The organism is Paraburkholderia sp. DHOC27 (assembly GCF_003429005.1).
GTDB lineage: Bacteria > Pseudomonadota > Gammaproteobacteria > Burkholderiales > Burkholderiaceae > Paraburkholderia.
Map to the genome: position 1 here is coordinate 1,143,709 of NZ_QVQV01000001.1, position 26,454 is coordinate 1,170,162.

The 26,454-nt window shown below is 61.7% G+C and carries 21 protein-coding genes; 14 read left to right on the forward strand and 7 right to left on the reverse strand.

Annotated features, from left to right (window positions below):
• Positions 1–55: 55 nt before the first annotated feature.
• Together D0B32_RS05030 and D0B32_RS05035 are read right to left on the reverse strand one after the other, a co-directional pair.
• The gene (locus D0B32_RS05030) at positions 56–979 is read right to left on the reverse strand and encodes a DNA-3-methyladenine glycosylase (protein ID WP_259294877.1); all 924 of its coding nucleotides are present in this window, start codon (positions 977–979) and stop codon (positions 56–58) included.
• Positions 976–2,148: an MFS transporter gene (locus D0B32_RS05035; RefSeq protein WP_117332548.1), complete on the reverse strand. Its 1,173-nt coding sequence runs from the start codon at positions 2,146–2,148 to the stop codon at positions 976–978. The genes D0B32_RS05030 and D0B32_RS05035 overlap by 4 nt, the downstream gene beginning before the upstream one ends.
• A 333-nt stretch (positions 2,149–2,481) precedes the next feature.
• Between D0B32_RS05035 and D0B32_RS05040 the strand changes: the two genes are divergently transcribed.
• The 12 genes from D0B32_RS05040 to D0B32_RS05095 all read left to right on the forward strand — a co-directional run bounded on the left by D0B32_RS05040 (position 2,482) and on the right by D0B32_RS05095 (position 19,566).
• A complete protein-coding gene (locus D0B32_RS05040) occupies positions 2,482–3,435 on the forward strand; it encodes a LysR family transcriptional regulator (protein ID WP_117332549.1) in 954 nt (317 codons plus the stop codon).
• A 116-nt stretch (positions 3,436–3,551) separates the two neighbouring features.
• On the forward strand, positions 3,552–4,712 hold the full coding sequence (locus tag D0B32_RS05045; protein WP_117332550.1) for a thiolase family protein: 1,161 nt from the start codon (positions 3,552–3,554) through the stop codon (positions 4,710–4,712).
• A gap of 101 nt (positions 4,713–4,813) precedes the next feature.
• Positions 4,814–5,320: a DUF1993 family protein gene (locus D0B32_RS05050; RefSeq protein WP_117332551.1), complete on the forward strand. Its 507-nt coding sequence runs from the start codon at positions 4,814–4,816 to the stop codon at positions 5,318–5,320.
• 618 nt (positions 5,321–5,938) lie between these two features.
• Positions 5,939–7,366, forward strand: coding sequence for an NAD-dependent succinate-semialdehyde dehydrogenase (locus D0B32_RS05055; RefSeq protein WP_117333465.1), 1,428 nt, complete (start codon positions 5,939–5,941; stop codon positions 7,364–7,366).
• Between the two features lie 57 nt (positions 7,367–7,423).
• Positions 7,424–10,126: a PAS domain-containing protein gene (locus D0B32_RS05060; protein WP_117332552.1), complete on the forward strand. Its 2,703-nt coding sequence runs from the start codon at positions 7,424–7,426 to the stop codon at positions 10,124–10,126.
• Between the two features lie 176 nt (positions 10,127–10,302).
• Positions 10,303–10,674 carry a response regulator transcription factor gene (locus D0B32_RS05065; RefSeq protein WP_117332553.1) on the forward strand — a complete coding sequence of 124 codons (372 nt, stop codon included), beginning with the start codon at positions 10,303–10,305 and terminating at the stop codon, positions 10,672–10,674.
• A 33-nt stretch (positions 10,675–10,707) separates the two neighbouring features.
• Entirely contained in the window at positions 10,708–11,364 is a 657-nt protein-coding gene (locus tag D0B32_RS05070) for a response regulator transcription factor (RefSeq protein WP_220444899.1), read from the forward strand.
• A gap of 178 nt (positions 11,365–11,542) precedes the next feature.
• Positions 11,543–12,748, forward strand: a complete 1,206-nt coding sequence (locus D0B32_RS05075) for an MFS transporter (RefSeq protein WP_117332554.1) — start codon at positions 11,543–11,545, stop codon at positions 12,746–12,748.
• 67 nt (positions 12,749–12,815) lie between these two features.
• Positions 12,816–14,345 (forward strand): MFS transporter, encoded by a 1,530-nt coding sequence (locus tag D0B32_RS05080; protein WP_181969714.1) that lies wholly within the window; start codon positions 12,816–12,818, stop codon positions 14,343–14,345.
• A 208-nt stretch (positions 14,346–14,553) separates the two neighbouring features.
• Positions 14,554–15,825, forward strand: a complete 1,272-nt coding sequence (locus D0B32_RS05085; protein ID WP_220444900.1) for an LLM class flavin-dependent oxidoreductase — start codon at positions 14,554–14,556, stop codon at positions 15,823–15,825.
• 107 nt (positions 15,826–15,932) lie between these two features.
• Positions 15,933–17,588, forward strand: coding sequence for an ABC transporter substrate-binding protein (locus tag D0B32_RS05090; RefSeq protein WP_117332556.1), 1,656 nt, complete (start codon positions 15,933–15,935; stop codon positions 17,586–17,588).
• 184 nt (positions 17,589–17,772) lie between these two features.
• Complete coding sequence (locus D0B32_RS05095; RefSeq protein ID WP_117332557.1) at positions 17,773–19,566, forward strand: FAD-dependent oxidoreductase; 1,794 nt, start codon at positions 17,773–17,775, stop codon at positions 19,564–19,566.
• Between the two features lie 84 nt (positions 19,567–19,650).
• Here the strand turns inward: D0B32_RS05095 and D0B32_RS05100 are convergent, their stop codons facing one another.
• The 3 genes from D0B32_RS05100 to D0B32_RS05110 all read right to left on the reverse strand — a co-directional run bounded on the left by D0B32_RS05100 (position 19,651) and on the right by D0B32_RS05110 (position 21,891).
• Positions 19,651–20,253: an alpha-ketoglutarate-dependent dioxygenase AlkB gene (locus tag D0B32_RS05100; protein WP_117332558.1), complete on the reverse strand. Its 603-nt coding sequence runs from the start codon at positions 20,251–20,253 to the stop codon at positions 19,651–19,653.
• A 130-nt stretch (positions 20,254–20,383) separates the two neighbouring features.
• Positions 20,384–20,950, reverse strand: coding sequence for an ureidoglycolate lyase (locus D0B32_RS05105; protein WP_181969715.1), 567 nt, complete (start codon positions 20,948–20,950; stop codon positions 20,384–20,386).
• Positions 20,947–21,891, reverse strand: a complete 945-nt coding sequence (locus D0B32_RS05110; RefSeq protein ID WP_117332559.1) for a LysR family transcriptional regulator — start codon at positions 21,889–21,891, stop codon at positions 20,947–20,949. Before D0B32_RS05110 ends, D0B32_RS05105 begins: the two co-directional genes overlap by 4 nt.
• Positions 21,892–22,128: 237 nt before the next feature.
• Here D0B32_RS05110 and D0B32_RS05115 point away from each other — a divergent pair, with 237 nt between their 5' ends.
• Positions 22,129–23,484, forward strand: coding sequence for an amidase (locus D0B32_RS05115; protein ID WP_117332560.1), 1,356 nt, complete (start codon positions 22,129–22,131; stop codon positions 23,482–23,484).
• 91 nt (positions 23,485–23,575) lie between these two features.
• Positions 23,576–24,715 carry a branched-chain amino acid ABC transporter substrate-binding protein gene (locus tag D0B32_RS05120; protein ID WP_404935518.1) on the forward strand — a complete coding sequence of 380 codons (1,140 nt, stop codon included), beginning with the start codon at positions 23,576–23,578 and terminating at the stop codon, positions 24,713–24,715.
• A 17-nt stretch (positions 24,716–24,732) separates the two neighbouring features.
• Here the strand turns inward: D0B32_RS05120 and D0B32_RS05125 are convergent, their stop codons facing one another.
• On the reverse strand, positions 24,733–25,062 hold the full coding sequence (locus tag D0B32_RS05125) for a YciI family protein (protein ID WP_117332562.1): 330 nt from the start codon (positions 25,060–25,062) through the stop codon (positions 24,733–24,735).
• 14 nt (positions 25,063–25,076) lie between these two features.
• Positions 25,077–26,375: an MFS transporter gene (locus D0B32_RS05130; RefSeq protein ID WP_181969716.1), complete on the reverse strand. Its 1,299-nt coding sequence runs from the start codon at positions 26,373–26,375 to the stop codon at positions 25,077–25,079.
• Positions 26,376–26,454: the final 79 nt, after the last annotated feature.

A 26,454-nucleotide genomic window follows, 5' to 3' on the forward strand; every position in this document is an offset into this window, starting at 1 on the left:
TGAACGCGGCTGGACGTTATGGGCGCATTTATGGACGCATTCGTGGCGAACCAGGTCAGCCGCCACCCACCCGGCCGGACAGCGCGGCAAAACCGTGCCAAAGATGGATGGCGGCGTAGGCTCGCCACGGCCGCCATGTCTCGGTTCGCGCTTTCTGCTGGCCAGGGCGTTTTAGCTCAGGATCGTGTTTGAGGATCGCGTTCATGAGCACGAGATCGGAAGCAGGCCAGGCATCTGGATCGCGCAATGCGCGCATCGCAACATATTCGACCGTCCACGGCCCGATGCCCGGCAACGCGAGCAGCGCCGCGCGAATCGTGGCGTTGTCGGCATGGCGATCATCCAGCGGCAGTGCGCCGCTCGCGACCGCCGCGGCTACCGTTTGCAGCGTCGCGATCCGTTTGTTTGGCATGCCGATGCCGGTGAGATCGGCGGCGGCCAGCGCGGCAGGCGTCGGGAAGCGCCACGCGGTGCCTTCATGCGGATGATCCTCGATTCGCTTGCCTGCTCGCTCCACGATCCGGCCCGTCACCGTGGATGCCGCCTTCACGCTGACCTGCTGTCCGACCACCGTGCGAATCACGAGCTCGAACGCCGACCAGGCCCCGGGCACACGCAGGCCGGGCGCCGCTTCGACCAGGGGCGCGAGCCACGGATCCGCCGAAAAGCAACGATGGATGTCGTGCGGGTCCGTCGCCGTATCGAACATGCGCGAGAGCGGCTCGACGAGCGCATCGGCGTGACGCGCAACCGCGCCTTCGAGCGTGACCACCAGACACGCCCGGCGTGGGTGCAAATGGACCTGCATGGTTCCGCTATCGTTTTGCCACTCTATGGCGCGGCGGTAGACGCCGTCCTCGACCGCTTCGACGCCCGCCGACGAGCGGCTGCCGAAAAAGTTGAGCATGGCGTGCCAGTCGAATGGCGGCAGGAAAGGCAGTTCGATGGTTGCGATGTCGGGCACGGATAACTGGTTCAAGGAAAGTCGACCGCGATGCGCGCGCCACCGTTGACGATGGATCGCTGCGCAGCCTCGGCAGTAATGAGCGCTCCCACATAGAGTAACAGGCTGACCCAGCCGATCTGATGCGCGCCTACCCAATGCACGGTAACGGCGCCAAGCAGGCCCGCCAGTGCGACACCGGTGTAGATGGCCGAGGTGTTGAGGCCGAGCACGATGGTCGCCGCCGCCGGCATCAAGGTGACCAGCCTGTGCTGCTGGGCCGCGAGCTGGCCCCAGCTTGCCGCGCCGAAAAGCGCAATGGCGATGATCGCAGTGGGCAGGGTGGCGCTGGTCCACGAGAGCGTGCTCATGACGACGATCAGCACCGCCAGCATGCCGATGAGAATCTTGCGCGTGCCGATCCGGTCGATCAGACGCCCGGCGGTGAGATTCATGATCGTGCCCGACGTGCCCCACAACACCAGCAGCGCGCCGAGAATCACGGGGCTGCCGTGTGTCGCGCGATCGAAGATCACGGCAAGATAGGTGTAGACCGCAAAATTGCCGCACAGAAAGAAAAACGTGGTGAGGAGCGTGAGTCCGACGCGATGATCGCGCATGGGGGCGAGCCGCTGCTTGAGCGAGATCGCGGGCGGTGCCGGAATTTGCGTGAGCAGCGTGATGATGCCGAGCGCAGAGAGCGCGCTGATCGACGAGACGAAGATCATCGTGTAGCGCCAGTCGCCGAGTCCTCCGATGATCGTGCCGATGGGCGCACCCAACGCGGTGGAGGCGGTGAGGCCCGCGGCCACCACCGAGAGCGCGAAGCCGCGCTGTTCCGGCGAGACGATGCTCGCGCCCGACCCCGTTGCCGTCGGCGCATACATGGCCGCACCAAAACCCGCGAGCGCACGGGCCGCAAGCGCGGCTGCGAGGCTCGGCGCCCACGCCGTGGCGAGATTGGCGATGATGAACAGGCCGAGGCCGCACAGCATCAAGCGCTTGCGCTCGACATGCGCGAACACGGCGGCAGCGACCGGCGAGGCAAACGCGTAGGCGAGCGCGTAGACGGTGGTGAGCTGGCCCGTCGCGCCGATACTGGTGTGGAAACTACGCGATATTTCCGGCAACACGCCGGCAACGACGAAGCTGTCGGTGCCGATGGCGAACATGCCCAACGCGAGAATGAGAAGGCGGCGATCCATGAGGGCCATCCTTATATGACTGATCCGGCGCAGAGCCACGCGGCTCGCAGGTGGCGCCCGCCATCGAGCGGCCTGGGCAGAAGGCGAAGGCTGCTGCGCAGGCATTAGATCAAAGCCGGGGCCGCACGGCTATTGTTCGATGGTATTGGGTGATGCGGCCGCGTCCCTCCTCGCTTTGCGGTATCCCGCGAGAGCGCACGTCATACTTTGGTATCAGGTACTTAGTATGACTACGTATAAACGCACGATTTCTTGCGTTTCGGTAATATCGCGGGGAGATACAAGGTCTGCGACGTCGTGATGCAAAGGATCTTGATGCAAAGGAGCGACACCATGGATGTGCTTCAAATGATGCGTATCTTCAAGCACGTGGCGGAACTGGAGAGCTACACGTCTGCATCGGGTCGCCTGGATGTCGGCACTGCGCATGTGTCGCGAGCCGTGACGGAACTCGAATGCCGCCTGCGCACGCGGCTGCTGCATCGAACGACCCGCAGGGTCGCGCTCACCGAAGCCGGCGAGCGCTATCTGGCGCACTGCAACCGCATCCTGGCTGAAATCGAGGAAGCTGAAAACGAAGCACGCAGCGCGCAGTCTTCGCCGTGTGGCACCTTGAAGATCCATGCCTTGAGCGGATTCGGGCTGAGGTACATGAGTGAGGCCATTGCAGCCTATCAGGCCACGTTTCCCTCCGTCAGTATCGACCTGTTTCTTTCGCAGAGCCTGCCGCGCTTCTTCGACACGGGTTGCGACGTGGCCATTACGCTGGCTCCACGCTTGCCCGATTCGAGCCTGATTTCGCAGCATATCGGCAAGGTTCACAGCGTTCTGTGCGCGGCGCCGTCGTATCTGGAATCTCGCGGGGTACCGCGCCGGTTTTCCGATCTGACGCGGCATGCCTGCCTGCAACTGCTGAGATCGACGGGGGAGCCGGAGCCGTGGAGCTTGCCGGGGGAAGACGGCATGCTCGGCGCGGTCCTCGATTGCCCGCCGTTGCGTGTCAATGTTCCGGAAGCGCTCACCTGTGCCGTGGTGCAGGGCGCCGGGATAGGAATCCTGCCCACCTACACGGCCGTTCCCTTGTTGAGAGCGGGCATCCTGGTGCGGGTGCTTCCTGCTTATACGACGGATCATCTGGAAGTGTCCGCGGTGTATCCGTCGCGCTCGTTTCTCGACGCCAAAGTCAGCACGTGGATCAACTTCGCAAAGGATTACCTCGGTGCCCAACTGGCGAGCGATGCAGCCTGGCTGGCCGCGCCGGTGCGCGAACTCGAACACAGTGTTTGATGCCACGAGCACTAAAACACCATTGCTGAAGCGGTGAATTGCCACCATGTGAACCGGCCGTAAAGATTATGGATATACTCCACATCAGGCAAACATCGTCAAGGAAGGGTTGGACCATGAACGCAGTTATTGCCGGATATGTCAGGACGCCATTCACATTCGCACGCAAGGGTGCGTTGAAAGACGTACGTCCCGATGATCTCGCCGCCACGGCCATTGCAGCGCTGATGCGTCGAACCGGACTCGATCCCGCGCTGGTCGAAGACGTGCTTATGGGGTGCGCGTATCCGGAGGGGCCGCAGGGAAACAACGTCGCGCGAATCGCCGCGCTGCTGGCCGGTTTGCCCATCGAAACGGCGGGGGCGACGATCAACCGGTTCTGCGGTTCGTCTATGTACGGCATACACATCGCAGCCGGCCAGATTGCGATTGGCGCGGGCGAGGCTTTCGTGGTGGCAGGCGTCGAGAGCATGTCGATGGTGCCGCAAGGGGGGCTTAATTTCGTGCCCAACCCTCGCTTCGCGACGCTCGAGCGACCCGACGCGGAAAACCCGATTCACGCTTATACGACGATGGGTGTCACAGCCGAAAATGTCGCGCAGCGCTTCAACGTCTCACGTGAAGACCAGGAGCGTTTTGCTTATACGTCGCACATGAAGGCGTCGAACGCATTCGCGGCGGGGCGTCTTGCGGAAGAGCTGACGCCCGTTTCGCTGCCGGATGGCACCGTGGTAGACCGTGACGGCTGTATCCGTCCACAGACGACACTCGAAGTCCTTGCCTCGCTAAAGCCGGCCTTCGGGGCGGACGGCACGGTGACGGCGGGTACCGCCTCGCCGCTGACGGATGGCGCCGTGGCGCTGCTCGTCACGTCGGAACAATTCGCGCAGACCCATAACCTGGCCGTCACGGCCCGGATTCGCGCGTCGGCGGTTGCGGGCGTTGAGCCGGAGATCATGGGCATGGGCCCGGTTCCCGCCACACGCAAGGCGTTGAGCCGCGCAGGTCTCACAGTGGATGACATCGATGTCATCGAAATCAACGAGGCCTTCAGCAGTCAGGCGCTCGCTTGCATGCGCGAGCTTCACTTCGATCCCTCGAAGGTTAATATCGACGGTGGCGCACTCGCATTGGGGCATCCACTCGGCGCATCCGGCGCACGCATTACCGCGAAGGCCGCGCAGATCATGGCACGCGAAGGCAAGAAAATCGCGCTGGCCACGCAGTGCATTGGTGGTGGTCAAGGCATCGCGACGATTCTCGAAGCACTGGGTTGATCACTGGCTTGAGTGCAGGTGCATTAGCGCAATGCGAACGCGGCTGGACGCTTCGAGTAGTGAAGGGTATCGTCAGATGTTTCTCGCAGAAAGGAAATCCTATGTATTACGAGGCAATTTTGCAGTGCTCGCGGGCGTTTCTCACCGTGGAAACGATGCTCGACAAAGCGTCCCTTTATGCTGAACAAAAAAAGTTCGACGTCGGCGTACTGATGAATAGCCGCCTCGCCCCGGACATGGCGCCGTTCATCTACCAGATCCAGAGCGCTTCGGACTACCTCAAGGCAGGCGCCGCGTGGCTGTCAGGCCAGAAGCCGCCGCGCTTCGAGGATAACGAGCGCACCATCGACGAAGTACGCGACCGTATCCGCAGGACGGTGGCGTTCACCCAGAGCGTCACGTCCGACCAATACGCCCACGCGCAGGAGCAGCGCGTCAAGGTTTCGTGGGTGCCCGGCAAGATCATCGAAGGGCAAGACTACCTGTTGCAGATCGTGATTCCCAATGTGTATTTTCACATCGGAATGGCGTATGCAATCTTGCGCAAGGATGGCGTCGACGTGGGCAAGCTGGACTTTCTGGGGCCGATGAATTTCGTCGCGGAATAGGCCCGCACCGGCATTAGACGCGTGACCAGGCGCCTGCGCCAAGCGCATCACTGAGCATGTGACTGAGCGTATCACTGAGCGCGTCTGCCCACGCCACGTATAAGCTTTGGTTATGGGTATCCCCAACCTGGCATAGGCTGCGATGGAGTCGCGCTGCTAACATATTAGATGCCTCTCGTGGTGGCTTGCCCGTCCACCGCGTTTTTTGCATGAACTATCAGTATGGATTATGATTGAAATCCATACACACACGGCATGCACCATGCCGGTCTTCGCGAGCGGAGGTGTTGTGAGCCTTCTCATCCGACCGAATCCCCGTCACCACGATCTTGCCAACTCAGTTGTCAACTCAGCCAGGGCTCACTCCGCTGCGGAGGTGACCAGTGGGAATCCTTGAGATGCGCGCGCCGATCGTCGCGCAAGCCTGGGCGTCCAGTTCGTTCATCGAGGGATGAGCGCGTGCGCCAGGAATGGCGACTGTCGTGAAAGCGGCGTGCTACGGAACAGCGAGTTGGCTGACAACTGATGCGACATGAAAGAGTAGTCATAGCGATGGACGAAATGGCACACGTATCGCGCACGCGTGTTGACGAGCACTATCTGAAGTCAGACGTGGGCATGCACGCGAGGCTGTTCATCGACGGCACGTGGGTCGAGGCGACCGGGGATAAACACAGCGATATCTACGATCCGCTGAGTGGGCAGATCATTGGCCGGCTGGTCCATGCCAGCAAGGCCGATCTTGCTGCCGCCGTGGCCGCGAGCCGCACGGGCTTCGGCGCGTGGCGCAGGCGCTCCGCTTTCAATCGAAGCAAAATCATTCGTGCTGCTGCGGATCTGCTGCGCGAACGCGCGCCGCAAATCGCAGCGCTCATGACGCGCGAGCAGGGCAAGCCGCTGCGGGAAGCGGCGATGGAAGTCGAACTGTCAGCGGATCTGCTGGACTGGTTCGCCGAAGAAGGGCGGCGCGCGTACGGCCGCCTGATCCCATCGCGCGCCCCTGGCATCACGCAGGTCGCCTTGCGTGAACCGATGGGCCCTGTTGCTGCCTTCATACCGCCGAACTTTCCCGTTTCACAGGCCATCCGCAAGATCGGTCCGGCGCTTGCGGCTGGCTGTTCGATCGTCATGAAGCTGGCCGAGGAAACGCCCGCAACGACCTCTGCGCTCGCCGACATCTTTCACGATGCCGGCGTGCCTCCCGGCGTGCTCAATTTTGTTTATGGCGATCTCACCGAGGTCTCGGAGTATCTGATTGCCCATCCTGTGATTCGCGGTGTTTCGTTCACCGGTCCGATCGTAACCGGGAAAGGCATCGCGGCGCTTGCCGGCATTCACATGAAGCGCTGCACGATGGAACTCGGCGGACATGCGCCTGCCATCGTATTCGCAGACGCCGAGATCGCCTCCGCGGCCAAACTCCTCGCGTTCGCCAAATATCGCAATAGCGGGCAGATGTGCGCGTCGCCCACGCGGTTTCTGATCCAGTCGGATATCTACGATCTATTCAAGGAGCGGTTCATCGCCGAGGTGAACCGTATTCGCGTGGGCAGCGGCAACCGCGCGGAGACGACAATGGGACCGCTCGTCAGCGCAGAGCGTTTGCAAACGGTGCAGGACCTCATCGCCGATGCGGTGGAGCGGGGTGCCACCGTTGAACTCGGCGGTCAGCGAATTGGCGAGCGAGGCCATTTTCTCGCGCCAACCGTGCTCTCCAACGTCACGTCGGAGATGCGCATCATGAACGAGGATCCGTTCGGACCGGTGGCGTTGTTGAGCGTGTTCGATACGATCGACGAAGTGATCGAAGAGAGCAACCGGCTTCCCTGTGGGCTGGCGTCATACGTTTTTACGCGCTCCGATGTGACGGCAAGCAAGCTGTCCTCGGAACTCGAAACCGGCATGATCTCCATCAATCATCTGGGGTTGGGTCTGCCCGAAACACCCTATGGCGGAATCAAGGACAGTGGCTACGGATCCGAAGGCGGTTCGGAGGCGATTGATAACTACCTGGTGACGAAATTCGTTTCGCGCGCCATCGAGTGACCGATACTGGATGGTGGGTCAGCGGTGATTTAGACGTTTTTGCTGCTGGAGCGAACTATGACGCGGCGTGAAGACATTGGCGTGAACAGCCTGACGCAGGCAGCGCGGCAGGGCACGCACGCGGATGCACCGGATTCGCACGCAACGATGGCGAGGCAGCTCATCGGCGCAGACCCGCGCATCGGCATCGAACGTAGCCTCGAACGCAACCTCGAACGCAGTCCACATAACAGCTCGCTCACGAGCCCGCATTCCAGTCTGCATTTCAGCCCGCATTCGAGTCCCGTAGCGGCGCTCGACCCCATTCTCGATCTGCTGTTCAAGCCCGCCGCGTCGCAGGACGAAACGACCCGAGACGTGCTGGAAGTGCTCTTTCGCGAACTGATTGCCACGCTGCGTCTCGACTTCGTCGGTCTGCGGGCCCAGGACGATTCACGCAATGCCATCATGGAAGTGATCGAACGGGCCCCGGCCGGTGACGATCTGTACGAAAGTGACGAGCTGCAGGAATCGCTGCACCGGTCGCTCGCAGCGAATGCCGAGCCGCACGGCGAAGGCGTGCCGGAGCGACTGTTTTCCCGCGAGACGTTTCAGTTTCGCTTTACGTCCGGGCGCATGTCCGGCGTGTTCGTCGCGGGCGCGTCGCGCGGCGATTTCCCGAGTCCCGCGGAACAACTGGTGCTGAATGTGGCCGCGCGAAAGGTGGTCCGCGATCTGGGCGAGCAGACCTACGATCGCAAGCAGATCGCCTTGCCGGCCCTGGAGCAGCTCGCGGCCCGCATGGGCAGCAAGCTCGAACTGGCCGAGCCGTTGCCGGCCGATCAGAGTGGCGCGCTGGAAGATCTGGTGCGCCGCTTTCCGCGCCGCAAGCTCGTGTCCGGCATGCCCGACTGGCGCCTGAAAGAGCTGTTCGATCTGGTGCCCATCATGGCGTGGAGCAGCTTTCCGGATGGCACCTGCGAGTACCTCAACAAGGTGCACCGGGAATATACCGGACTGCCCGCGGCGGAGTCGCGCGGCATGGGGTGGCAACGCGCGATTCATCCGAAGGATCTGCGGCACCGGATGGACAAGTGGCGCGAGTCGATGGCGTCTGGCCGGCCAAGCGAAGCCGAGGTGAGAATCCGCCGTTACGACGGTGTCTACCGCTGGTTCCTGGTGCGCGTCGAGCCGTTTTCCGATCAGTTCGGTGAGGTGGTGCGCTGGTATGGCGTGGCGACCGACATCGAGGACCGCAAGCGTGCCGAAGAACGATGGTCCGCCAGCGACAGGCGGCTCAGTCTCATCATCAACACCATCCCCATGCTCATCTGGTCGAGCCTGCCGGATGGTCACGCCGATTTCTTCAACGATCAGTGGTACGCCTACACGTCGCTCTCATCCAGCCAGAGCGACGGCTGGGGATGGACGGCGGCGCTGCATCCCGATGATTTCCGGCGTGCCACGCAGTACTGGCGCACGCTGATTTCCACCGACGACCACGACGACCGTGGTTTCGAAGTGCGCTTCCGGCGCGGCGACGGCGAATACCGATGGTTCTGGTTACAGGCCAACGCCATGCAGGACGAACTCGGTCTGATCAAACGCTGGTACGTCACCAGTACCGACATTCACGACCGCAAGCTGGCCGAAGAAGGCGTGCGGCGCAGCGAGGCGCTGCTGGCGGAAGCACAGCGCCTCGCCGGCCTCGGCACGTTTTCGTGGCGCGTCGGCTCGGACCGCATGACCTGGAGCGCCACGCTCTACAGCATGTTCGGCTTCGAGCCTGGCACGCCGGTGACGCAGTCAATGGTCAAGATGAGGATTCATCCAGAAGAGCCGCCCTTTTTCTTCGACAAGATCAAGGAGGGCGCCGCGACGCCGGGCAAATTCGAGGAACAGATTCGCATCGTGACGCCGGACGGCGCGGTCAAGCACCTGCACTACCTCGCGTATGCGACCGCGGCCCTGACGGGCGAAGTGGAATACGTGGGCACGATTCAGGACATCACCGAACGGCATCTCGCCTCCGAGGCGCTGGCCAAGGCCCGCAGCGAACTCGCGCAAGCCGCGCGCGCGAGCAGCCTCGGCGCCCTGACCGCGTCGATTGCGCACGAGGTCAACCAGCCGCTGGCCGGCATCGTCACGAATGCCAATACCTGTCTGCGCATGCTCAACAGCGATCCGCCGAATATTGCCGGCGCGATCGAAACGGCGCGGCGCACGGTGCGCGACGGCAAGCGCGCGGCAGATGTCATTTCCCGGCTGAGGAATCTGTTCAGCCAGAAAGAAATCAACGCAAGCTGGTGGGATCTCGGTCTCGCGGCGCGCGAGGTGGTGGAGCTGGTGGAGGGCGAACTTCGCAGAAATCGGATCACGCTGGATGAGCGCTACGATCCTGCACTGCCGCTTTTGATGGGCGACCGGATCCAGTTGCAGCAGGTCATTCTGAATCTGATTCGAAACGCCATTGACGCGGTTCAGGCCACCCAGGGGCGGCCTCGTCATGTGGCGGTGACCATTGCCTATCGCGAGGATTGCGCGCACCTCACCGTGGAAGACACCGGGGTGGGCTTCGACGCGTCAGTGGCGGACCGGTTGTTCGAGGAGTTCTTTACCACCAAGAAAGACGGCATGGGGATCGGACTTTCCGTGAGCCGCTGGATCGTCGAGGCACATGGCGGTTCCCTGTGGGGAGCGAAGAACGCGGCAGGCGGCGCCACCTTCGGCTTCTCGATTCCATGCCGGGGATCCGCCGACGCCGACGATCCCCAGGATTAGTGCCGTCTCGTTGGGCGAGAACCAACACTTTAGGCTAATAGACACTCCTGCCGCCGAGGGCTATTTTCGCGGTTGGTGCTGAATAAAAAGTATTTCATGGGCCGCTGCTTTGCAGCATTTTTTGCGTTTCACCGGCGGTTCTTCGCATCTCCGGTGCTTCGTGTGAGAAATGCACGATGAAAACACGGTTACTGGTGTCCGTGGTCGATGACGATGAATCGGTGCGTGAGTCCCTTCCGGATCTCGTGCGGGAGTTGGGGTTCGAGGCGCGCGCGTTTGAGTCGGCGGAAGCATTTCTTGCGTCGGGCTGCGGTGAGCAGACGAGTTGCCTGATTCTGGATGTGATGATGCCGGGCATGAGCGGGCTGGACCTCGCCTCCGAACTGAGAGCGCGAGGCATGCACATCCCCATTATTTTCATCACGGCGAATCACAATGGTCTCGCGCGCACCCAGTTGCAGGACAGCGGCGCGGTAACGTGTCTCTACAAACCCTTTAGCGATGTGGATCTCTCTGAAGCATTGGGCATTGCGGTGCAGCAGCACTAGCGAAACGCGGTACTCGACGATCTGGAGGAGTTCATGAACACGCTGTGCGCAGATAGTCGACAGTCGATGCTGTCACGCGCCAAGGTAACACCCCCGACGGTTTTCGTCGTCGACGACGACGTCTCCGTGCGGGAGTCCATCGAACTGCTGCTGGGTCACGAAGGTTTCGAAGTGAAGAGCTTTGTCAGCGCGAGTTCGTTTCTCGAGCACAAGCACGAGTCGGGACCGAGTTGCATGCTGCTCGATATCGCGTTGCCAGGCGTCACCGGGCTCGAATTGCAGAAATCGCTCGCCGTCGACCGGCCGGCCATGCCGATCATTTTCATCACCGGGCGCGAAGATGCGCCCACCATCGTGCAGGCCATGAAGGCCGGCGCGGTCGAGTTCCTGACCAAGCCGTTCGACGACGATGCGTTGCTCGAAGCGATCCACGCCGCGATCGAGCGCAGCGAAACGCTGGTACGCAGGGAACGCCGCAGGCAGGAGATACGCAAACGATATGGAGAACTAACACCTCGTGAGCGCGAGGTGTTGTCGCTCATCACCGAAGGTTTTCTGAACCGCGAAATCGGCGTGGAACTGGGGATCAGCGAGATCACCGTCAAGGCGCATCGCGGCCAGGTGATGCGCAAGATGGAAGCGGAATCTCTCGCCGAGTTGATTCATATGGTGGGCGACGGCGGACTCTAGCGCGCCAAACGTTTTACCAGAAGGCCTGTACAACGATCCCCAGGCGACACCTTCGTCTAATTGCGCATCATCGAAAGACATGGCGTAATCAACGTGCTTGCCGTGTTCGCGATGAGGTGTGAGCGCGAGCCCGTTCACCGCATCGTGAAGCCGGATCAACGGCTAAAGAGGGTACTTCATGTCGACGTCGTCCGCTGCACAGCCGTGCATCGATGAGGCGATTACACCGTGCTGGAAGGGCGTATTCGCGATTGCGCTCGGCGCCTTCACGCTCGTCGTGACCGAGTTTCTTCCCATTGGTTTGCTGCCGGGCATCATCAAGGGGCTGGGCGTTTCAGAAGGAACGGCGGGGCTTACCGTTACCGTAGCAGCGGCCCTCGGCTTTCTCGCCGCACCGGCAACCGTGCTGCTGGTGGGACGGCTCGATCGTCGCGTGGTGTTGCTCGGTTTCTCGGCGCTGGTGATCGTCTCCGGTGTGATGTCGTCGCTCGCCACGCATTTCTCGACGCTGCTGATCGCGCGCATGATCATCGGCATCGGCGTGGGTGGCTTCTGGTCGGTGTCGATCACCGCCGCTTCGCGGCTGGTGCCCGCGGACAAGGTCAACAAGGCATCGTCGCTGGTTTTCGCGGGTATTTCGATTGCCTCGGTGGTCAGCATTCCCGCCGCTTCGTACATTGCCGCGCACTACAACTGGCGCATTGCCTTCATGGCGGCGAGCGCATTGGCCATCGTCGTATTTGCGGTGCAGGTGTTCGCCTTGCCCAGGATCGACATGCAGAAAGGCGTCACCGCGCGTGATTTCCTTGCGTTGCTGAAGTCGAAAAAAGTCGTCGCAATCTACCTCGCCATCATCTTCATCGTGTCCGGGCAATTCTGCGGGTACACCTTCGTGTCGCCGTATCTCGAGCAACTCGCCGGCTTCGACGCCAACACGATCAGCGCGGTGCTGCTCGGCTACGGCGTGCTGGCCGTGGTGGGCAACTTCGTTGCGGGAGAGCTTGCGGGGCGTGATCTGCACAAAACGGTCTACGCTAACGTCGTGCTGTTTCTCGGCTCGCTCATCGCGATTGCTGCGTTTCCCCATCACTTCGTTATCGCCATCGTCAGTCTGCTATGTTGGGCCCTGTCATGGGGGATGGCGCCGGTCGGCACGCAGCTTTGGCTGTACAATTCGACGCAGCATGCCCCCGAGGCGGCGCAGTCGATGAACACGTCAGTGTTTCAGCTCTCCATCACATTGGGATCGCTGATCGGCGGTGTGGTCGTCGACCACGTCAATCTGCACGCATCCATGTGGACGGGCGCGGCTATCTTCGGTCTCGCTGTCTTGACGGTGCTCGTCGTCGGACGTATGGATGCGCTGGATGCAAGGAGGCCATGAGCGTCTCTTCAGGCGGCCCGGCGCGGCAGGTTTCAATCTCGCCGTTATGCAACCGGGTCGGTTTCCTGTGAACACGCACCAATCGCATCAATCGCACGAACCGCACCAAAGCTCGCGCGATTTCTTCCGTCATCCAGGCACGTACGCGCTTATCGCAGCCATTCTCGGTTCGGGCATGGCCTTTATCGACGGCACGGTGGTGAACGTGGCCACCACGACACTGCAACGGGCGTTCGGGGCCACCGCGGGCGAAGTGCAGTGGGTGGTCGAAGCCTATGCGCTTACGCTGTCCGCGTTTCTGCTGGTGGGCGGAAAACTGGGCGACACGTACGGCCAGAAACGCATTTTCATGTGGGGCAGTGGGCTCTTTGGCGTGTCGTCCGTTTTGTGCGGCGTGACGGACTCGCTGCTTAGCCTCGTGCTCGCCCGGGCATTGCAGGGGCTTGCCGCAGCGTTGCTGATTCCCGGCAGCCTCGCCTTGATCACTTCGGCGTATGCACCTGCCGAGCGCGGCCGTGCAATCGGCATCTGGTCTGGTGTGACCGCGATGATGGGGGCAGTGGGGCCCTTTCTGGGCGGCTGGCTGATCGACCATCTGTCATGGCGTGCCGCGTTTCTGATCAATCTGCCAATGGCGGCGCTCGCCGTGTATTTCGCGTGGCGACTCAAAGCGAACCAGAACAGCGCGAATCGCCAGTCGCTCAACTGGACTGGTGCCGTGAGCATGGCCGTGGTACTCGCTGCGCTGACGTATGCGTTGATGAGCGCGCAAAGCCGAACGCTTTACATGGTGCCCGCTGCAGTCGTCGCAATCGTGTTCTTCTTGATCTTCAGATTCAGCGAACGGCGCGCAGCAACCCCGCTTTTCCCCGCCGCGTTATTGCAGTCGCCGGTCTTTGTCGCGGTGAACGCGATTACGCTGTTTCTCTACGCCGCGCTGTGGGGCGCCATGTATTTCCTGCCGATGAATCTGATCCAGATTCATCACTACACGGCTTCGCAGGCCGGTGCCGCACTTGCACCGATGATTCTCACGCTGTTCGTTCTTTCGCCGTGGACAGGCGGGCTGCTTGCCCGCTTTGGCGCGCGCCGGTCTCTCGCGGTGGGCTCCTGCATCGTCGCGGCCGGTCTGATCGGCATTGCCATGCCAGGACTGAATGGCAGCTACTGGTCGACGTTTTTCGTGCCGATGCTGATATTGGGCCTGGGCATGTCCGTCTGCGTGTCGCCCTTGACCACGACCGTCATGAGTTCGGCACCGGCGGACCAGCTTGGCATCGCGTCGGGAATCAACAATGCGGTGTCGCGTGTTGCGGGGCTTTTAGCCGTTGCACTGTTTGGGCTGATCCTGTCGCTCTCGTTTGCACATCACCTGGACACGATGCTTCATACGCTCAATCTCACTGATGCCGCGCGAGCCGAAACCGACCGCCTGAAGCCGCTGCTCGCGGCCGCGCAATACGCGAGTCCTGTTATCCAGCATGCGGCGGAGTCGTCGTTCGTGGCTTCGTTTCGCGTCGTCATTGCGTGCTCGACCCTGCTGGCACTGACCAGTGCCGCGTGCGCATGGTGGATGCTCAAAGAGGAACGCGCGTAACAGTCCTGGCAGGGTCTGTCGCGTGTTCTGCGCGATTTCTTCGTTGCCCCTAAAATCACGTCGAACCTTACTGTCCTCGCACGTGTCGCGCGCGGTATGTCGCGCGTAACGAGGGCGTGTCAATTACAGAGCATGGAGCAGGTATGGGGCGAGAGCAGATGATTCTGGGCGCGTTTTTCTTTAACCCGCAGGGCGATCATCGGATGTCGTGGCGGCACCTCGCGCGCCGGGCCGCGAGATTTTCGGTCTCCCTTACTATCGCGATCTTGCTGCTTTAGCGGAAAGCGCGTGTCTCGACGCGCTGTTCATCGCCGACCACGTCGCCATGTGGGACACGTTCGAGAGCAACGTGGCCCACTATGCGAACGCGCGGCTCGAACCCATCACGGTGCTGGCGGCGCTGTCCGCGGTCACGTCCAATGTGGGGCTCATCAGCACGCTGTCGGCGTCGTTTAGCGAGCCGTACAACGTCGCGCGCATGTTCGCCTCGCTCGATCACCTGAGCAACGGACGCGTGGCCTGGAACGTCGTGACGTCCGGCATGAACGAAGAAGCGATGAACTTCGGCCGGGACAGCACGCTCGAGCACGCGCATCGCTATGAGCGTGCCACCGAGTATCTGGAAGTGGTCAAGGCGCTGTGGGACAGTTGGGAAGACGAGGCCGTGCTGCTCGACCGTGAGAGCGGATTGTTTGCGGATACCACGAAGGTGCACAGAATCGACCACCAGGGTAAGCATTTCGAGGTGCGCGGTCCTTTGAACGTGCCACGTGCGCCGCAAGGCTATCCGGTTCTGGTGCAGGCCGGTTCTTCGAACGACGGCAAAAATCTCGCCGCCGCCCACGCCGACCTGCATTTTTCGATGTGTCGCAGCATCGAAGAGGGTGTGGCGTATCGCAAGGAACTCAACGAACGTCTCGCGCGCTATGGGCGCTCGCCAGACAGTCTGAAGGTGTTGCCGGGCATCCAGCCGGTTCTTGCGGCGTCGGCGGCCGAAGCGCAGGAAAAGCGTGCACTGATGGAGTCACTGGTGCCGGAACGCATGGGCGTCGATCTCGTATCGAGCTGGTGTCAGGTCGATCTCTCGACGCTTCCCATTGACGGACCATTGCCCGATTTGCCGGACGAGGACAGTTACAACGGGCAGCGCAGCAATCTCGCACGACTGAAGGCGTTCAAGGCGCAGAACATGACCATTCGCGAGGTGGCGCGGCAACTCTCCACGTCCGGAGCAGCACCGGTGGTGGCCGGCACGGCCGTTGAAATCGCCGATTTCATGGAGAGCTGGTTCAAGGCCGGCGTGTGTGACGGTTTCAATCTGATGTTCCCGGTGCTACCCGAAGACCTGGCCGATTTCGCGCAGAGCGTGGTCCCGGAACTGCAACGACGCGGCCTTGCGCAGTCGAGCTACCGGCCGGGCACGCTGCGCGACAAGCTTGGCCTCGTGCGTCCGTCCAACAGTTTTGCGGCGCGGGCTTAACGAAGCCCTTCAAGCCAATGCAATGTATGAGCCACGGCTGAGGCGCTCTATTTAAGCCTGGTCGTCGAGCACGCTAAACACTTCCGAGAAAAACGCTACGATCTTCCATGACCAACAAGAACAACTTCTTCCGCACCATTCGCAGCAACGGCAACGAGATCCAGAACCATGCCGTCGATGAATTCCTCTCGGGGCGGCTGTCGCGTCGCGAACTGCTGCGCGTCGGCAGTGTGCTCGGCTTGTGGACGCTCAGCGGCGCCTCGCTGTTCAGGAGCCTCACCGCGCGTGCTGCGGCCTCTTCTGGCGCTGCGAGCACTGCCATCCGCGTGGGCCATCCCATGCCCTCGGGTGCGATCAATCCACTCACCGCTTTCGACGTCGCCAGCCCCGCGCTGCTCAACCAGAGCGGTGAGTATCTGGTGAACGCCAACAGCGCGACGGTCTCCTTGCAGCCCGCGCTCGCGCTGTCGTGGACGCCAAACACGGCGGGCACCATCTGGACGTTCAAGCTGCGGCATGGCGTGCGGTTCCAGAATGGCAAGCCGTTGACTGCCCAGGACGTCGTCGCGACCTTCGACCGCCTGACCGACCCGCAGACTGGATCGGCGGCCAGTTCGACCTTCAAGGGCGTGTTGTCGAAGGGCGGCACCCAGGCACGCGACGAAGCAACGGTGGAGTTTCATCTGGACGCACCGAATGGTTCGTTCCCCTGGTACGTCTCGTCGGACACCGTCAACGCAGTGATCCTGCCAGCGGATTTCAAAGGCGCCTACGAACAGTCCTTCATCGGCACCGGCCCGTACCGGCTAGAACATTTTCAGCCGCGGGTCGGCGCCTCGTTCGTGCGCAACGAGGACTACTGGGGGCCCAAGGCGCGTGCGCCGCGCGTGGAATTCAAGTTCTACGGCGACCAGCAGGGACAACTGCTGGCCATGCAGGGACGTGAAGTGGATGTGCTCACGCGCTTTACGGTGCACGGTGGCCTCGCCTTGCTGAATAATCCGGAATTCAAGGTCGCCGGCACGCGCTCGAGTACGCATCGGCAAATCCATATGCGCACGGATCAAGGCGTCTTCAAGGACAAACGGGTGAGGCAAGCGCTTGCGCTGAGTCTCGATCGCAACGCAATGGTGCGCGGGCTGCTGATGGGACGTGGTGTCGTCGCGAACGATCATCCGTTCGCGCCGGTGTTTCCCGCGTTCGATCCCACGCTTGCGCAGAAAGCGCAGGACATCAACGGAGCAAAGGCGCGTCTCGCGGCAGCGGGTGTCGCGAATGGCTTTTCTGCGAAGCTGACCACCGAGTCTTTCCTCGAGATGGCCGACCTCGCCGTGGTCGTGCAGAATGCCGCGCGCTCGATTGGCGTGGATCTCTCGTTGAACGTCGAATCCCAGGAGGCCTACTACGGTGCCGGGACGCCCGGCAAATCGGACTGGCTCGATTCGCCGATGGGCATGACGGACTACGGTCACCGCGGCGTGCCCGACTCGTTTTTGCGCGGCCCGTTGATGAGCGGCGGCGCGTGGAATGCAGCGCACTTCTCGAATCCGCAATACGACAAGCTGGTGACGAGCTACATGGCGACGCTGGACGTCGCGCAACAGAAGCAGGTGGCGGGTCAAATCGAGCGGCTGCTCGCCGATGAAACGCCGCTCATCATTCCGTACTTCGAAGACTCGCTCATCGTGACGCGCGCCAATCTGCAGGGCGTGCGCTTCTCCGCAATGGCCCAGTTGTACCTCGATCAGGCCGATTTTTCCTGACGGGCCGGCGGGTTCAGTTCAACGTGACTGAACCCGCATGCCTCGCTTTGGTGCTTGTTTGCTACGACATCTTTTCAGCGTTAAGCTCTGTCGTGTCTTTCGTTTTCGCTCGTTTGACGGGAAAACCATGACTAGTCAGGACAGCCCAGATGATCGGTCGCCACCCTGCACCGATCCCACGATCATGCTGGAAGAGGTGGAGTCTCTGTCGAGGCGCTATTTGATCGACGCATCCAATGTGATCTCGCAGCACAGCGCAGCGGAAATCGAGGCCATCGAAGCCGACGCCGCGTTTTCACCGCTCTCCAGCCGGCTTCATCAGATGCTGCCGTCGCTCTCGCCGCGCGAAGTGGAGCGCACCCGTTCGTTCGGGTCCGTGACCGCATGGAAGGCGGGAGAGATGTTGTTCAAAATGGGGCATCCGAGCCCTGGCCTGATCGTCATCCTCAGTGGTCTGGTGCGGGTGTCGCGAAGGGATGCGATTGGGCGTGTGCATCGCGTCGTCGATCAGCATGCGGGGCACTTCCTCGGCGAGATTGCGCAGTTGTTTGGTCACCCGTGCCTTGGTGACGGTCAAGCCATCGAGGACACCGAGGGTATCGTCATCGCATCTGTGGATCTGCGCAATCTGCTGGTCACGGAAGCGGAGATCGGCGAAAAAATCATGCGGGCGCTGATCATCCGGCGCGCTGCCTTGATCGAAAACGGCAGCGGCCCCGTGCTGGTTGGCGACACGGCGGACGCGCGCATGATCGCGCTGCAACGGCTGCTGCGCAGAAATGCCTACCCGCATACGGTGATCGACGCGCGGGACGATCCGCAAACCGTGAAACTGCTGGAACGCATTTCGGCGTCGAAGGCGGATTTCCCCATCATGGTCTGCCCGGATGGCACCGTGTTGCGGGCGCCCGACGAGAATCACGTGGCGGCCCATCTGGGCTGGTTGCCCGAATTCGACGCGAGCCATATCTACGATCTGGTGATCGTAGGCGCGGGTCCGGCGGGCCTTGCAGCCGCCGTCTATGCCGCTTCCGAAGGCCTTTCCGTGGCCATCTTCGATAGCCGAGGGCCGGGCGGACAGGCGAGCGCAAGCGCGCGGATCGAGAACTACCTCGGATTTCCTACCGGTGTTTCCGGGCAGGCGCTAACGGGGCGTGCGTTCATCCAGGCGCAAAAGTTCGGTGTCCATATCAGCATTCCGTCGAAGGCCGAGGTGCTGCATTGCGATCGCACGCCGATCGAAGTCGAGCTGGAAGATCACCGCTCGATTACGGCGCATGCGGTGGTCATTGCATCGGGCGCGGCGTACAGAAAGCCGGATATCGACGGGCTGGAGCGCTTCATCGGGCGTGGTGTGTTCTACGGCACCTCGCCGATCGAAGCGAAACTGTGCAAGGGCCTCGATGTGGTGATCGTCGGCGGCGGCAATTCTGCGGGCCAGGGTGTCGTGTTTCTGGCGTCTCACGCGAAGCATGTGCATCTGCTGATTCGCGCGCCTGGCCTCGAAGCCAGCATGTCGCGCTATCTGATCGACCGGATTGCGCGCTTGCCCAATGTCACGCTGCATGTGCAGACTGAAATTACCTCACTCAGTGGCGACGAGGCGGGCCTCACGAGGATCGACTGCAAAAGGCCGGGCGAAAGCGTGTCGTTCGCGGTGAAGCATCTGTTCCTCTTCACGGGTGCCGTGCCGAATACAGACTGGCTCACAGGCTGCAACGTGACGACGGATGAAAAGGGCTTCGTCCTCACGGGCTCGCGTGCGCACCGGCGCCTCGACGATACGGACCGAACCCTGGAGACGAGCGTGCCTGGCGTGTTTGCCATCGGCGACGTGCGTTCGGGTTCGACCAAGCGTGTGGCGGCAGGCGTGGGAGAGGGCGCGGCCGTGGTGTCGCAGATTCACGGCGTGCTGCAGGAACGCCGCCGTCTTGCGCTTGGTGGCCCGGCGCCGACGCGTGGTGTCGGCCAAGGGTGATTTCGGTCGGATTCGTGCGTGCTCGTGCGCTTAGAGGGACACGGTGCCGGGCATAGGCCAAGCGTCAGACTTATACGTCGCTCTTCAATTCGGCGTGCGCGCCGTCGGGTTTGCCACGCACCGGAACGCAAGACTGATGCGCGGCCCGCAGGGGCGCGTCAGCTTGGGTATGCCATGCTCGTGCGTGAGTTGCGACTCGTAGCTCATGATCAGCACGCTGCCCGCTTCGAGGTCGATATGCCGGACGCGCACCGGTTCGTGGCGCGCCCGAATGGACATACGGCGCGTCTCGCCTAGAGAGAGAATGGCGATGGGCTCGCCCTGTACCAGCTTGTCGACCTTGTCACCATGCAGCGCCACGCTATCTTTTTCGTCGCGATACAGGTTGAGTCCGACATGGTTGAACGGCGCATTAACCCGCTCGCGCACCAGCGCGAACGCTTCAGCTAACGGCTCGGGCAGTGACGGTGCATCGTCGGCGTAACCCGTGATCAGCCGCGGCACCGCGACTTCGCGGTCGTACATCTTGCGGCGGTACGCTCCCCAACCCGCGTCCTTCAGCAGCACGTCGAACCATTGCTGCGCATGCGCCGCCCCTAAACACGCGGGCAGATAGCAGATACCGCCGTCATCGTCTTGCGTAACCTGAGTCGGCGTTGGCTCGAAGAGTTCTTGCTGAAAAACCATGACCTTGATTTTGCGCTGAACCGGGCGGCGCCCGGGCTTGTAGAGGCGGCTGTATAAATACTGTATGTTTATACAGTATATCGTGAAGTAAGGAGGTCTGCTTCTAGCGGGTAAAACGCAGGCACGCGCATCACATGGGCACGGCGAGCGTGTGCGTCTGGATGGAGCGAATGACGCTCTCTAGCGCTGGTGCGCCGGTTTTCAGATGGTCGATCAGGTCGAGCGTGGTAGAGGCACGCGTGAGCATGAGGCAGAGCGATTCGCCGGAGGTGACACGGGTTGCGTGCCAGACCGCCGCGCGCATGCACAGGCCGGCGCCTAAAGGGATGACAAACGCACGCAGCGTGGATAGATCGGGCAAGCCGTTCTCGTTCGACGTGGCGACAATCTGCACGACAGGTGCGCTCAAGGGCACGACGGCCTGCTGTGTCAGGCGATGCAGCTCCAGCGATTCGATTCGTGCATTCGTGTCCCGATAGGTCACCCAAAGTATTTCCGTTTCGCCAGACGCGCCCGCGTCGAACAGATGCACGCGAAAGAAATCCGTCGCGGCGCTCGTGAAAGCGGGTGATCCGGCTTCGACGCGCAGCGGATTCGCGAGCATCCAGCCATAGGGCTCGCAACGCGCTGCATCGAGCGGCTCAGCCACAACGGAGAGCGTGGACGCATCGCTGTCAGGCAGATCAGGTGGCTTCATTCGTGGATGATTTCCGGATCTGTCGGCGGAAGCAAGGCGATTTCCGGACCGTGTTTGAGACTGAATTCGAGCATCACGTTGAGAGCGAGCCGCGAGATCGACTCTGGAATCAGGCTCTCGACGCTGCGCCGGTACGCCGCGAACAACGGCAACGAGGGAATGCGGTGCGTGACCTGCAGCAATTGAAGCTGGCCTTCGTCGAGTTCGCGCAAGGCCAGCGCCGGAGGCAGCACAGCCACGCCAAAACCATTGGCAACGATGCGGACCATCGCCGCAACCGAGGTCAAACAATTGATCTGGACTTCGACTTCGCCGCTGGCGTCGAATAACCGTTCGAGGAATTCATGCGGCGGCGAATGGCGTGCGAAGCTCACGATGGGAAACGCGGCCAGTTCGGCTTCGGTCAGCGTCTGCGCGGCCAGATTGAGATTTGGACTGGCCATCCAGCGCATGGGCAGACTGCCGAGCGCGAGGTTGACCATGTCCGACCCGCCGACGCGCGTCATCTGGAAAGACACATCAACCTGGCCGTTCAAAAGCTGTGTCGTCAAATAAGACGACGTTTCGCCCGTTAGTTCGATTGCGAGATTCGGATACTCTTCGCGAATGCGTGTGAGCAATTCGGGCAACCAGGTATGGAGCACCGATTCGATAGCGCCGATTCGCACCAGGCCCGATACCTTCGAGCGGTCACTCACGCTTGCGAGCATGGCCTGGTTGAGTTTCAGAATCTGCTCGGCAAACGGCAGCGCTTTCGTGCCGTCTTGCGTCAGCGTGACTTCCTTGGGACCGCGCTCGAAAAGCCGTACGCCCAGCTCCTGTTCGAGCGCAGAAATGCGGCTTGAAATGGCTGCCTGCGTTGCGTGTAGCCGCTCCGCCGTCAGGCGAAAGCTGCGTAGCCGGGCAAGCCACACGAACGTCTCGAGAAACCGCAGGTTCATTCATCATCCGGATGGGAGCATCCAGTAACCTTATAGCCTGGCAAGCGCGGAATCAATACGTGATAAAAAAATGTTCTAGCCCATAACAACTTTATATTGTTGGACAGGCGAAATGCGGCCATCAAAACTTCAAAATGGGCACTGATAATACGCTGCAGTCCTGATTGGTGAAACGGTAGACCAATGAAACGATGCGGCGATGAGCATGTTGCGGCACTCAGCTGGAGTAGTCGAAAGATGTGCACCATCCATGAGCTGGGCCATGCGCTGGCCGCGCGGACCATGTCGACCGTCGAGCTGCTCGACGACCGGCTCGCGGCTATCGACGATCATCTGGATCACGGCGGCGCGACCTACACGCATATCGACCGCGCCGCCACGCGCGAAGCCGCTGCCGCCAGCGACGCGCTGCGCGCCCGTGGCTACGTGCCGTCCGCCCTGGCTGGCGTGCCGGTGTCCATCAAGGATCTGTTCGATGTCAAAGGGCAGGTCACCACTGCCGGCTCGAATGTGTTGAGAGACGTACCGCCCGCGGTGCGCGACGCCGTTGCCGTGGCACGCTTGCGCGATGCCGGTGCCGTGCTGGTGGGACGGACCAACATGAGCGAGTTCGCGCTTTCTGGCCTCGGACTGAATCCGCATTTCGGCACGCCGTTAAATTCTGTGCATCGACACAGATTGGCCGGCGGCTCGAGTTCGGGCGCCGCGACCTCCGTCGCGCTGGGTCACGTCGCGGCCGCGCTCGGCACGGATACTGGCGGTTCGGTGCGCATTCCCGCTGCGTTTTGCGGGCTGGTCGGGTTCAAGCCAACGGCACGCCGTGTTTCGCTCGATGGCGTGGTGCCGCTTTCCACCTCGTTCGACTCGATCGGCCCCATCGCGCGCAGCGTCGATTGCTGCGCGCTCGTCGACGGTGTCATCTCAGGTCATACGCTCGGCTCCACGGCACGGCCGCTTTCCGGCTTGCGCTTCGGCATTACATCAGACTACGTGGCCGACGATCTGGACGATACCGTCAGCAACGCATTCAACCGCACCATCAACATGCTGCGGCGCGCGGGGGCGTTGGTCGAACGCTTTGCGTTCCCGGAGTTGTACGAAACCGAGGGACGCTTTCCGCTCGCGAGCATCACGGCGACGCAGGCGTGGGCGTGGCATCGCGAACACGTCGCACGCAACGCGGCGAGCTACGATCCGCGTGTATTGAAGCGTTTGCGTGCGGGTGAGGGGCGCAGTGCTGCCGACTACATCGACTTGCTGGCGGCGCGTAAGCGCTTCATTAGCGCAGCGCGGACCCGGCTGGCCAAATTCGACGCGTGGCTGATGCCGACCGTTGCCATCCTGCCCCCTGAACTTGCGGCGATCGAACATAACGAAGAAGCATTCTTCGCGCTCGACGCGAAAGTGCTGCGCAATCCAGGCATCGTCAATTTCATGGACGGATGCGCGCTCACGCTGCCTTGCCATCAGGACGACGAGCTTCCTGTGGGCATTTCCCTCTGCGGACCGGCGCTCGCCGACGCATCCATTCTCGCCATTGGCCGTACTGTCGAAGCGTTGCTGCACGCCAGCGCACATGCAATGACCGTATAAGGTATGTTTGGAATGTCGGACTGATGGTCCGGCTTCCAGGGCATCCTCCTTGTAGAGCATGACTGACATCCTTGGCGGAACGAGGCGGCAAATGAATTCCATTGTGCGTTGGGTGGCCTGTGCAGCCGTCATGGCCGCGCATGCCGCCACTCATGCAGCGGACCCGTCCGTGGTGGTGCTGGTGGGCCACGCCGCGCCGATGACCGGTCAACTCGCGAACATGGGCAAAGACAGCGAAAACGCGGCGCGGCTCGCCATTGATGAAATCAACAGCCAGCATCCGTTAATTGACGGAAAGCCAGTGGAGCTGAAACTGGATTCCCAGGATGATGCCGCTGATCCTCGCATCGGCACGCAGGTCGCGCAAAAACTGGTGGACGATGGTGTGGTGGCGGTGGTCGGCGATATCAACTCAGGCGTGTCGATCCCGGCGTCGCGCATCTATAACGACGCCCAGGTCGTGCAGATTTCTCAGGGCTCCACCAATCCCGCTTATACGCAGCAGGGATACAGGACCACGTATCGCGTCGTGGCGACCGATGCGTTGCAGGGTCCCGCGCTTGCGCGTTACGCGCTCGGCCCATTGCACGCCCGCAAGATCGCCGTGATCGACGATTCCACCGCCTATGGACAGGGCCTCGCGGATGAATTCGCCAAGGCGGTGACCGTCAATGGCGGAACGATCATCGCGCGTGAAGCCACCACCGACAAGGAAACCGATTTCCGCGCCATTCTCACGACGCTCAAAGGCCTGCAGCCCGACGTCATCATGTACGGCGGTTCGGACGCGACGGCGGGTCCGTTGGTGAAGCAGGCGGCCAGTCTGGGTGTGACGGCCCGCATTCTCGCCGGTGACGGCGCCTGCACGGCAAAGATGGCAGACCTCGCGGGTGACGCAATCGACAACCTGGTGTGTTCCGAGGCGGGCCTTGCGTTGTCCAGGATGCCGAAGGGACAGGCCTTCGAGCAGCGCTACACGGCGCGCTTCAAGGTGCCGATCGACGCCTACGCGCCGTTCGCCTACGACGCCGTGTATGTGATCTACGACGCCATGAAGCGCGTCGATTCCACCGACCGGCTCAAGGTGCTCGCCGCGATGCCCAGCACGCAATACGACGGCGTGATCGGCAAGATCGCCTTCGACGCACACGGTGACCTCAAGGATGCGGCAATCACCATTTATCAGTTCAAGGATCGCAAGAAGAGGGTGGCCGATGTCATCCGCATGTAGAGGGAAAGCGCGCGAGACTAGGCGTGCTCCAGCACCTGCGCCATCTTTCCCTTAGACAAAAACAGCTCTTCAGTGAGCGCCAGTGCCCGGCGGTTGGGTGCGAAGCCCATGATTTCATAATCAAGCAGACCGAGCCTGCGCAACGGGTCACGCTCCATGATTTCGACCAGCTCCTCACGGGTGCGGGTCTGCGCAATGACGATGCCGCCATCGCAGGTCGACTTGCTGCCGGATAGCAGAAAGCACCCCGCGCGATGGTACGTCTCGAGAAAGGCCAGATGCTCCGGCATCCGTGCGTCCAGTTCAGCAGAGCGTGGGGTATAGGAACTGATGACGATATGCAGCATGTCAGGTCTCCTTTTCAATCTGAACACCGGCCGTGGGATACGGGACGGGTAGCGTTGTTACTATGTTGCCTGAGGAGGCTCCAGAGACCGCACGCCGCACACGCGGCGGTGACGAGCACATAGTAGGCGGGCACCAGACGGTCCGAGGTCGCACCGATGAGCGATGTCATCAGCAGTGGAGCGAAGCCGCCGAAGATCGTGAAGTTCAGGTTGTGAATGGCAGCAAGGCCGGTGGTGCGGGTTGGTGTGGGAAAGAGTTCGGAGAGAAAGGCGGGCACCGGGCCCTGAAAGATCGTGACGAAGATGCCGAGACATGCCACGCACGCAACCAGCGCGTTGGGGCTTCTGTAATGCAGCAGGATCTGAAACAGCGGCAGCACTGAAATAGTCACGAGTGCGATACCGGTTGCGATCACGCCTTGACGGCCCAGCTTGTCGGAAAGCGCGCCGATTACGGGCGCCAGCAACACCTGAACAAGGGCGAAAGCCAGTGTGCCCACGAATGCGGAGCTGGCCGGCACCCCCAGCTCCCGCACCGCGTAGGTTGGCAGGTAAACGCCGAGCAGATAGTTGGTGGATGCAGCGAGGCAGTAGAGCCCGATTGCCGAGACCACGCGCATTTTGTCGTGCCCCAGCAGCGATCGCATGGGGTTCGCGAGTTCCGCCTGCGCTACTGCGGCATGAAACGCCGGCGTTTCTTCCACCTTGCTGCGGATAAACCAGCCAAGCGGCAAGATGAGCAGGCCGACGATAAACGGAATGCGCCATGCCCAGGCGACGATCTCGCTGTCCGTGAAAAAGTGACTCAGGGCAACCGAGACGAGTGATGCCAGCATGGCGGCGAGACCGACGCCAACGATCTGGAAACTCGCAAACAGGCCGCGCCGGTTCTCTTTTGCATGTTCGACGAGAAAGCTCACCGAGGCGCCGTACTCGCCGCCGGCGGAAAATCCCTGCAGGAACTTCGCGCAGACGACGATGAGCGATGCGAAAGGCCCTGCGACAGCATACGTGGGCGCCACGGCGATCAGTAACGCGCCGATTCCCATGAGGATGCTCGTCAACAGCATCCCTGCCTTACGGCCGTGCCGGTCTGCGTAGGCACCCAGACAAATTGCGCCGATGGGGCGCATCAAATACGACGCGCCGAGCGTGCCCAACGTGAGCAGCAACGAAATAAACGCGTCGTGGGCAGGAAAAAACACCCGCGCAATCGGCAAGGCCAGAAATCCGTAGATGGTCAGGTCATACCACTCGAGCGCATTGCCAACCGCTGCCGCGAACACGATCCTGAATGACGATGTCTCACTCACGGCCGCTGAACGTGGCGCGGGGCGATTCGCTGAGGACCGGTTGAAACCATCCATTGACGTAGATCCTGCGTGGACAGGG

Coding starts and splice junctions, on each gene's coding strand:
- D0B32_RS05125 (WP_117332562.1), bottom strand. CDS start 25,062: ATGCTGCATATCGTCATCAGTTCCTATACCCCACGCTCTGCTGAACTG.
- D0B32_RS05110 (WP_117332559.1), bottom strand. CDS start 21,891: ATGAACCTGCGGTTTCTCGAGACGTTCGTGTGGCTTGCCCGGCTACGC.
- D0B32_RS05120 (WP_404935518.1), top strand. CDS start 23,576: ATGAATTCCATTGTGCGTTGGGTGGCCTGTGCAGCCGTCATGGCCGCG.
- D0B32_RS05105 (WP_181969715.1), bottom strand. CDS start 20,950: ATGAAGCCACCTGATCTGCCTGACAGCGATGCGTCCACGCTCTCCGTT.
- D0B32_RS05100 (WP_117332558.1), bottom strand. CDS start 20,253: ATGGTTTTTCAGCAAGAACTCTTCGAGCCAACGCCGACTCAGGTTACG.
- D0B32_RS05045 (WP_117332550.1), top strand. CDS start 3,552: ATGAACGCAGTTATTGCCGGATATGTCAGGACGCCATTCACATTCGCA.
- D0B32_RS05070 (WP_220444899.1), top strand. CDS start 10,708: ATGAACACGCTGTGCGCAGATAGTCGACAGTCGATGCTGTCACGCGCC.
- D0B32_RS05095 (WP_117332557.1), top strand. CDS start 17,773: ATGCTGGAAGAGGTGGAGTCTCTGTCGAGGCGCTATTTGATCGACGCA.
- D0B32_RS05065 (WP_117332553.1), top strand. CDS start 10,303: ATGAAAACACGGTTACTGGTGTCCGTGGTCGATGACGATGAATCGGTG.
- D0B32_RS05090 (WP_117332556.1), top strand. CDS start 15,933: ATGACCAACAAGAACAACTTCTTCCGCACCATTCGCAGCAACGGCAAC.
- D0B32_RS05115 (WP_117332560.1), top strand. CDS start 22,129: ATGTGCACCATCCATGAGCTGGGCCATGCGCTGGCCGCGCGGACCATG.
- D0B32_RS05040 (WP_117332549.1), top strand. CDS start 2,482: ATGGATGTGCTTCAAATGATGCGTATCTTCAAGCACGTGGCGGAACTG.
- D0B32_RS05060 (WP_117332552.1), top strand. CDS start 7,424: ATGACGCGGCGTGAAGACATTGGCGTGAACAGCCTGACGCAGGCAGCG.
- D0B32_RS05035 (WP_117332548.1), bottom strand. CDS start 2,148: ATGGATCGCCGCCTTCTCATTCTCGCGTTGGGCATGTTCGCCATCGGC.
- D0B32_RS05050 (WP_117332551.1), top strand. CDS start 4,814: ATGTATTACGAGGCAATTTTGCAGTGCTCGCGGGCGTTTCTCACCGTG.
- D0B32_RS05055 (WP_117333465.1), top strand. CDS start 5,939: ATGCACGCGAGGCTGTTCATCGACGGCACGTGGGTCGAGGCGACCGGG.
- D0B32_RS05075 (WP_117332554.1), top strand. CDS start 11,543: ATGTCGACGTCGTCCGCTGCACAGCCGTGCATCGATGAGGCGATTACA.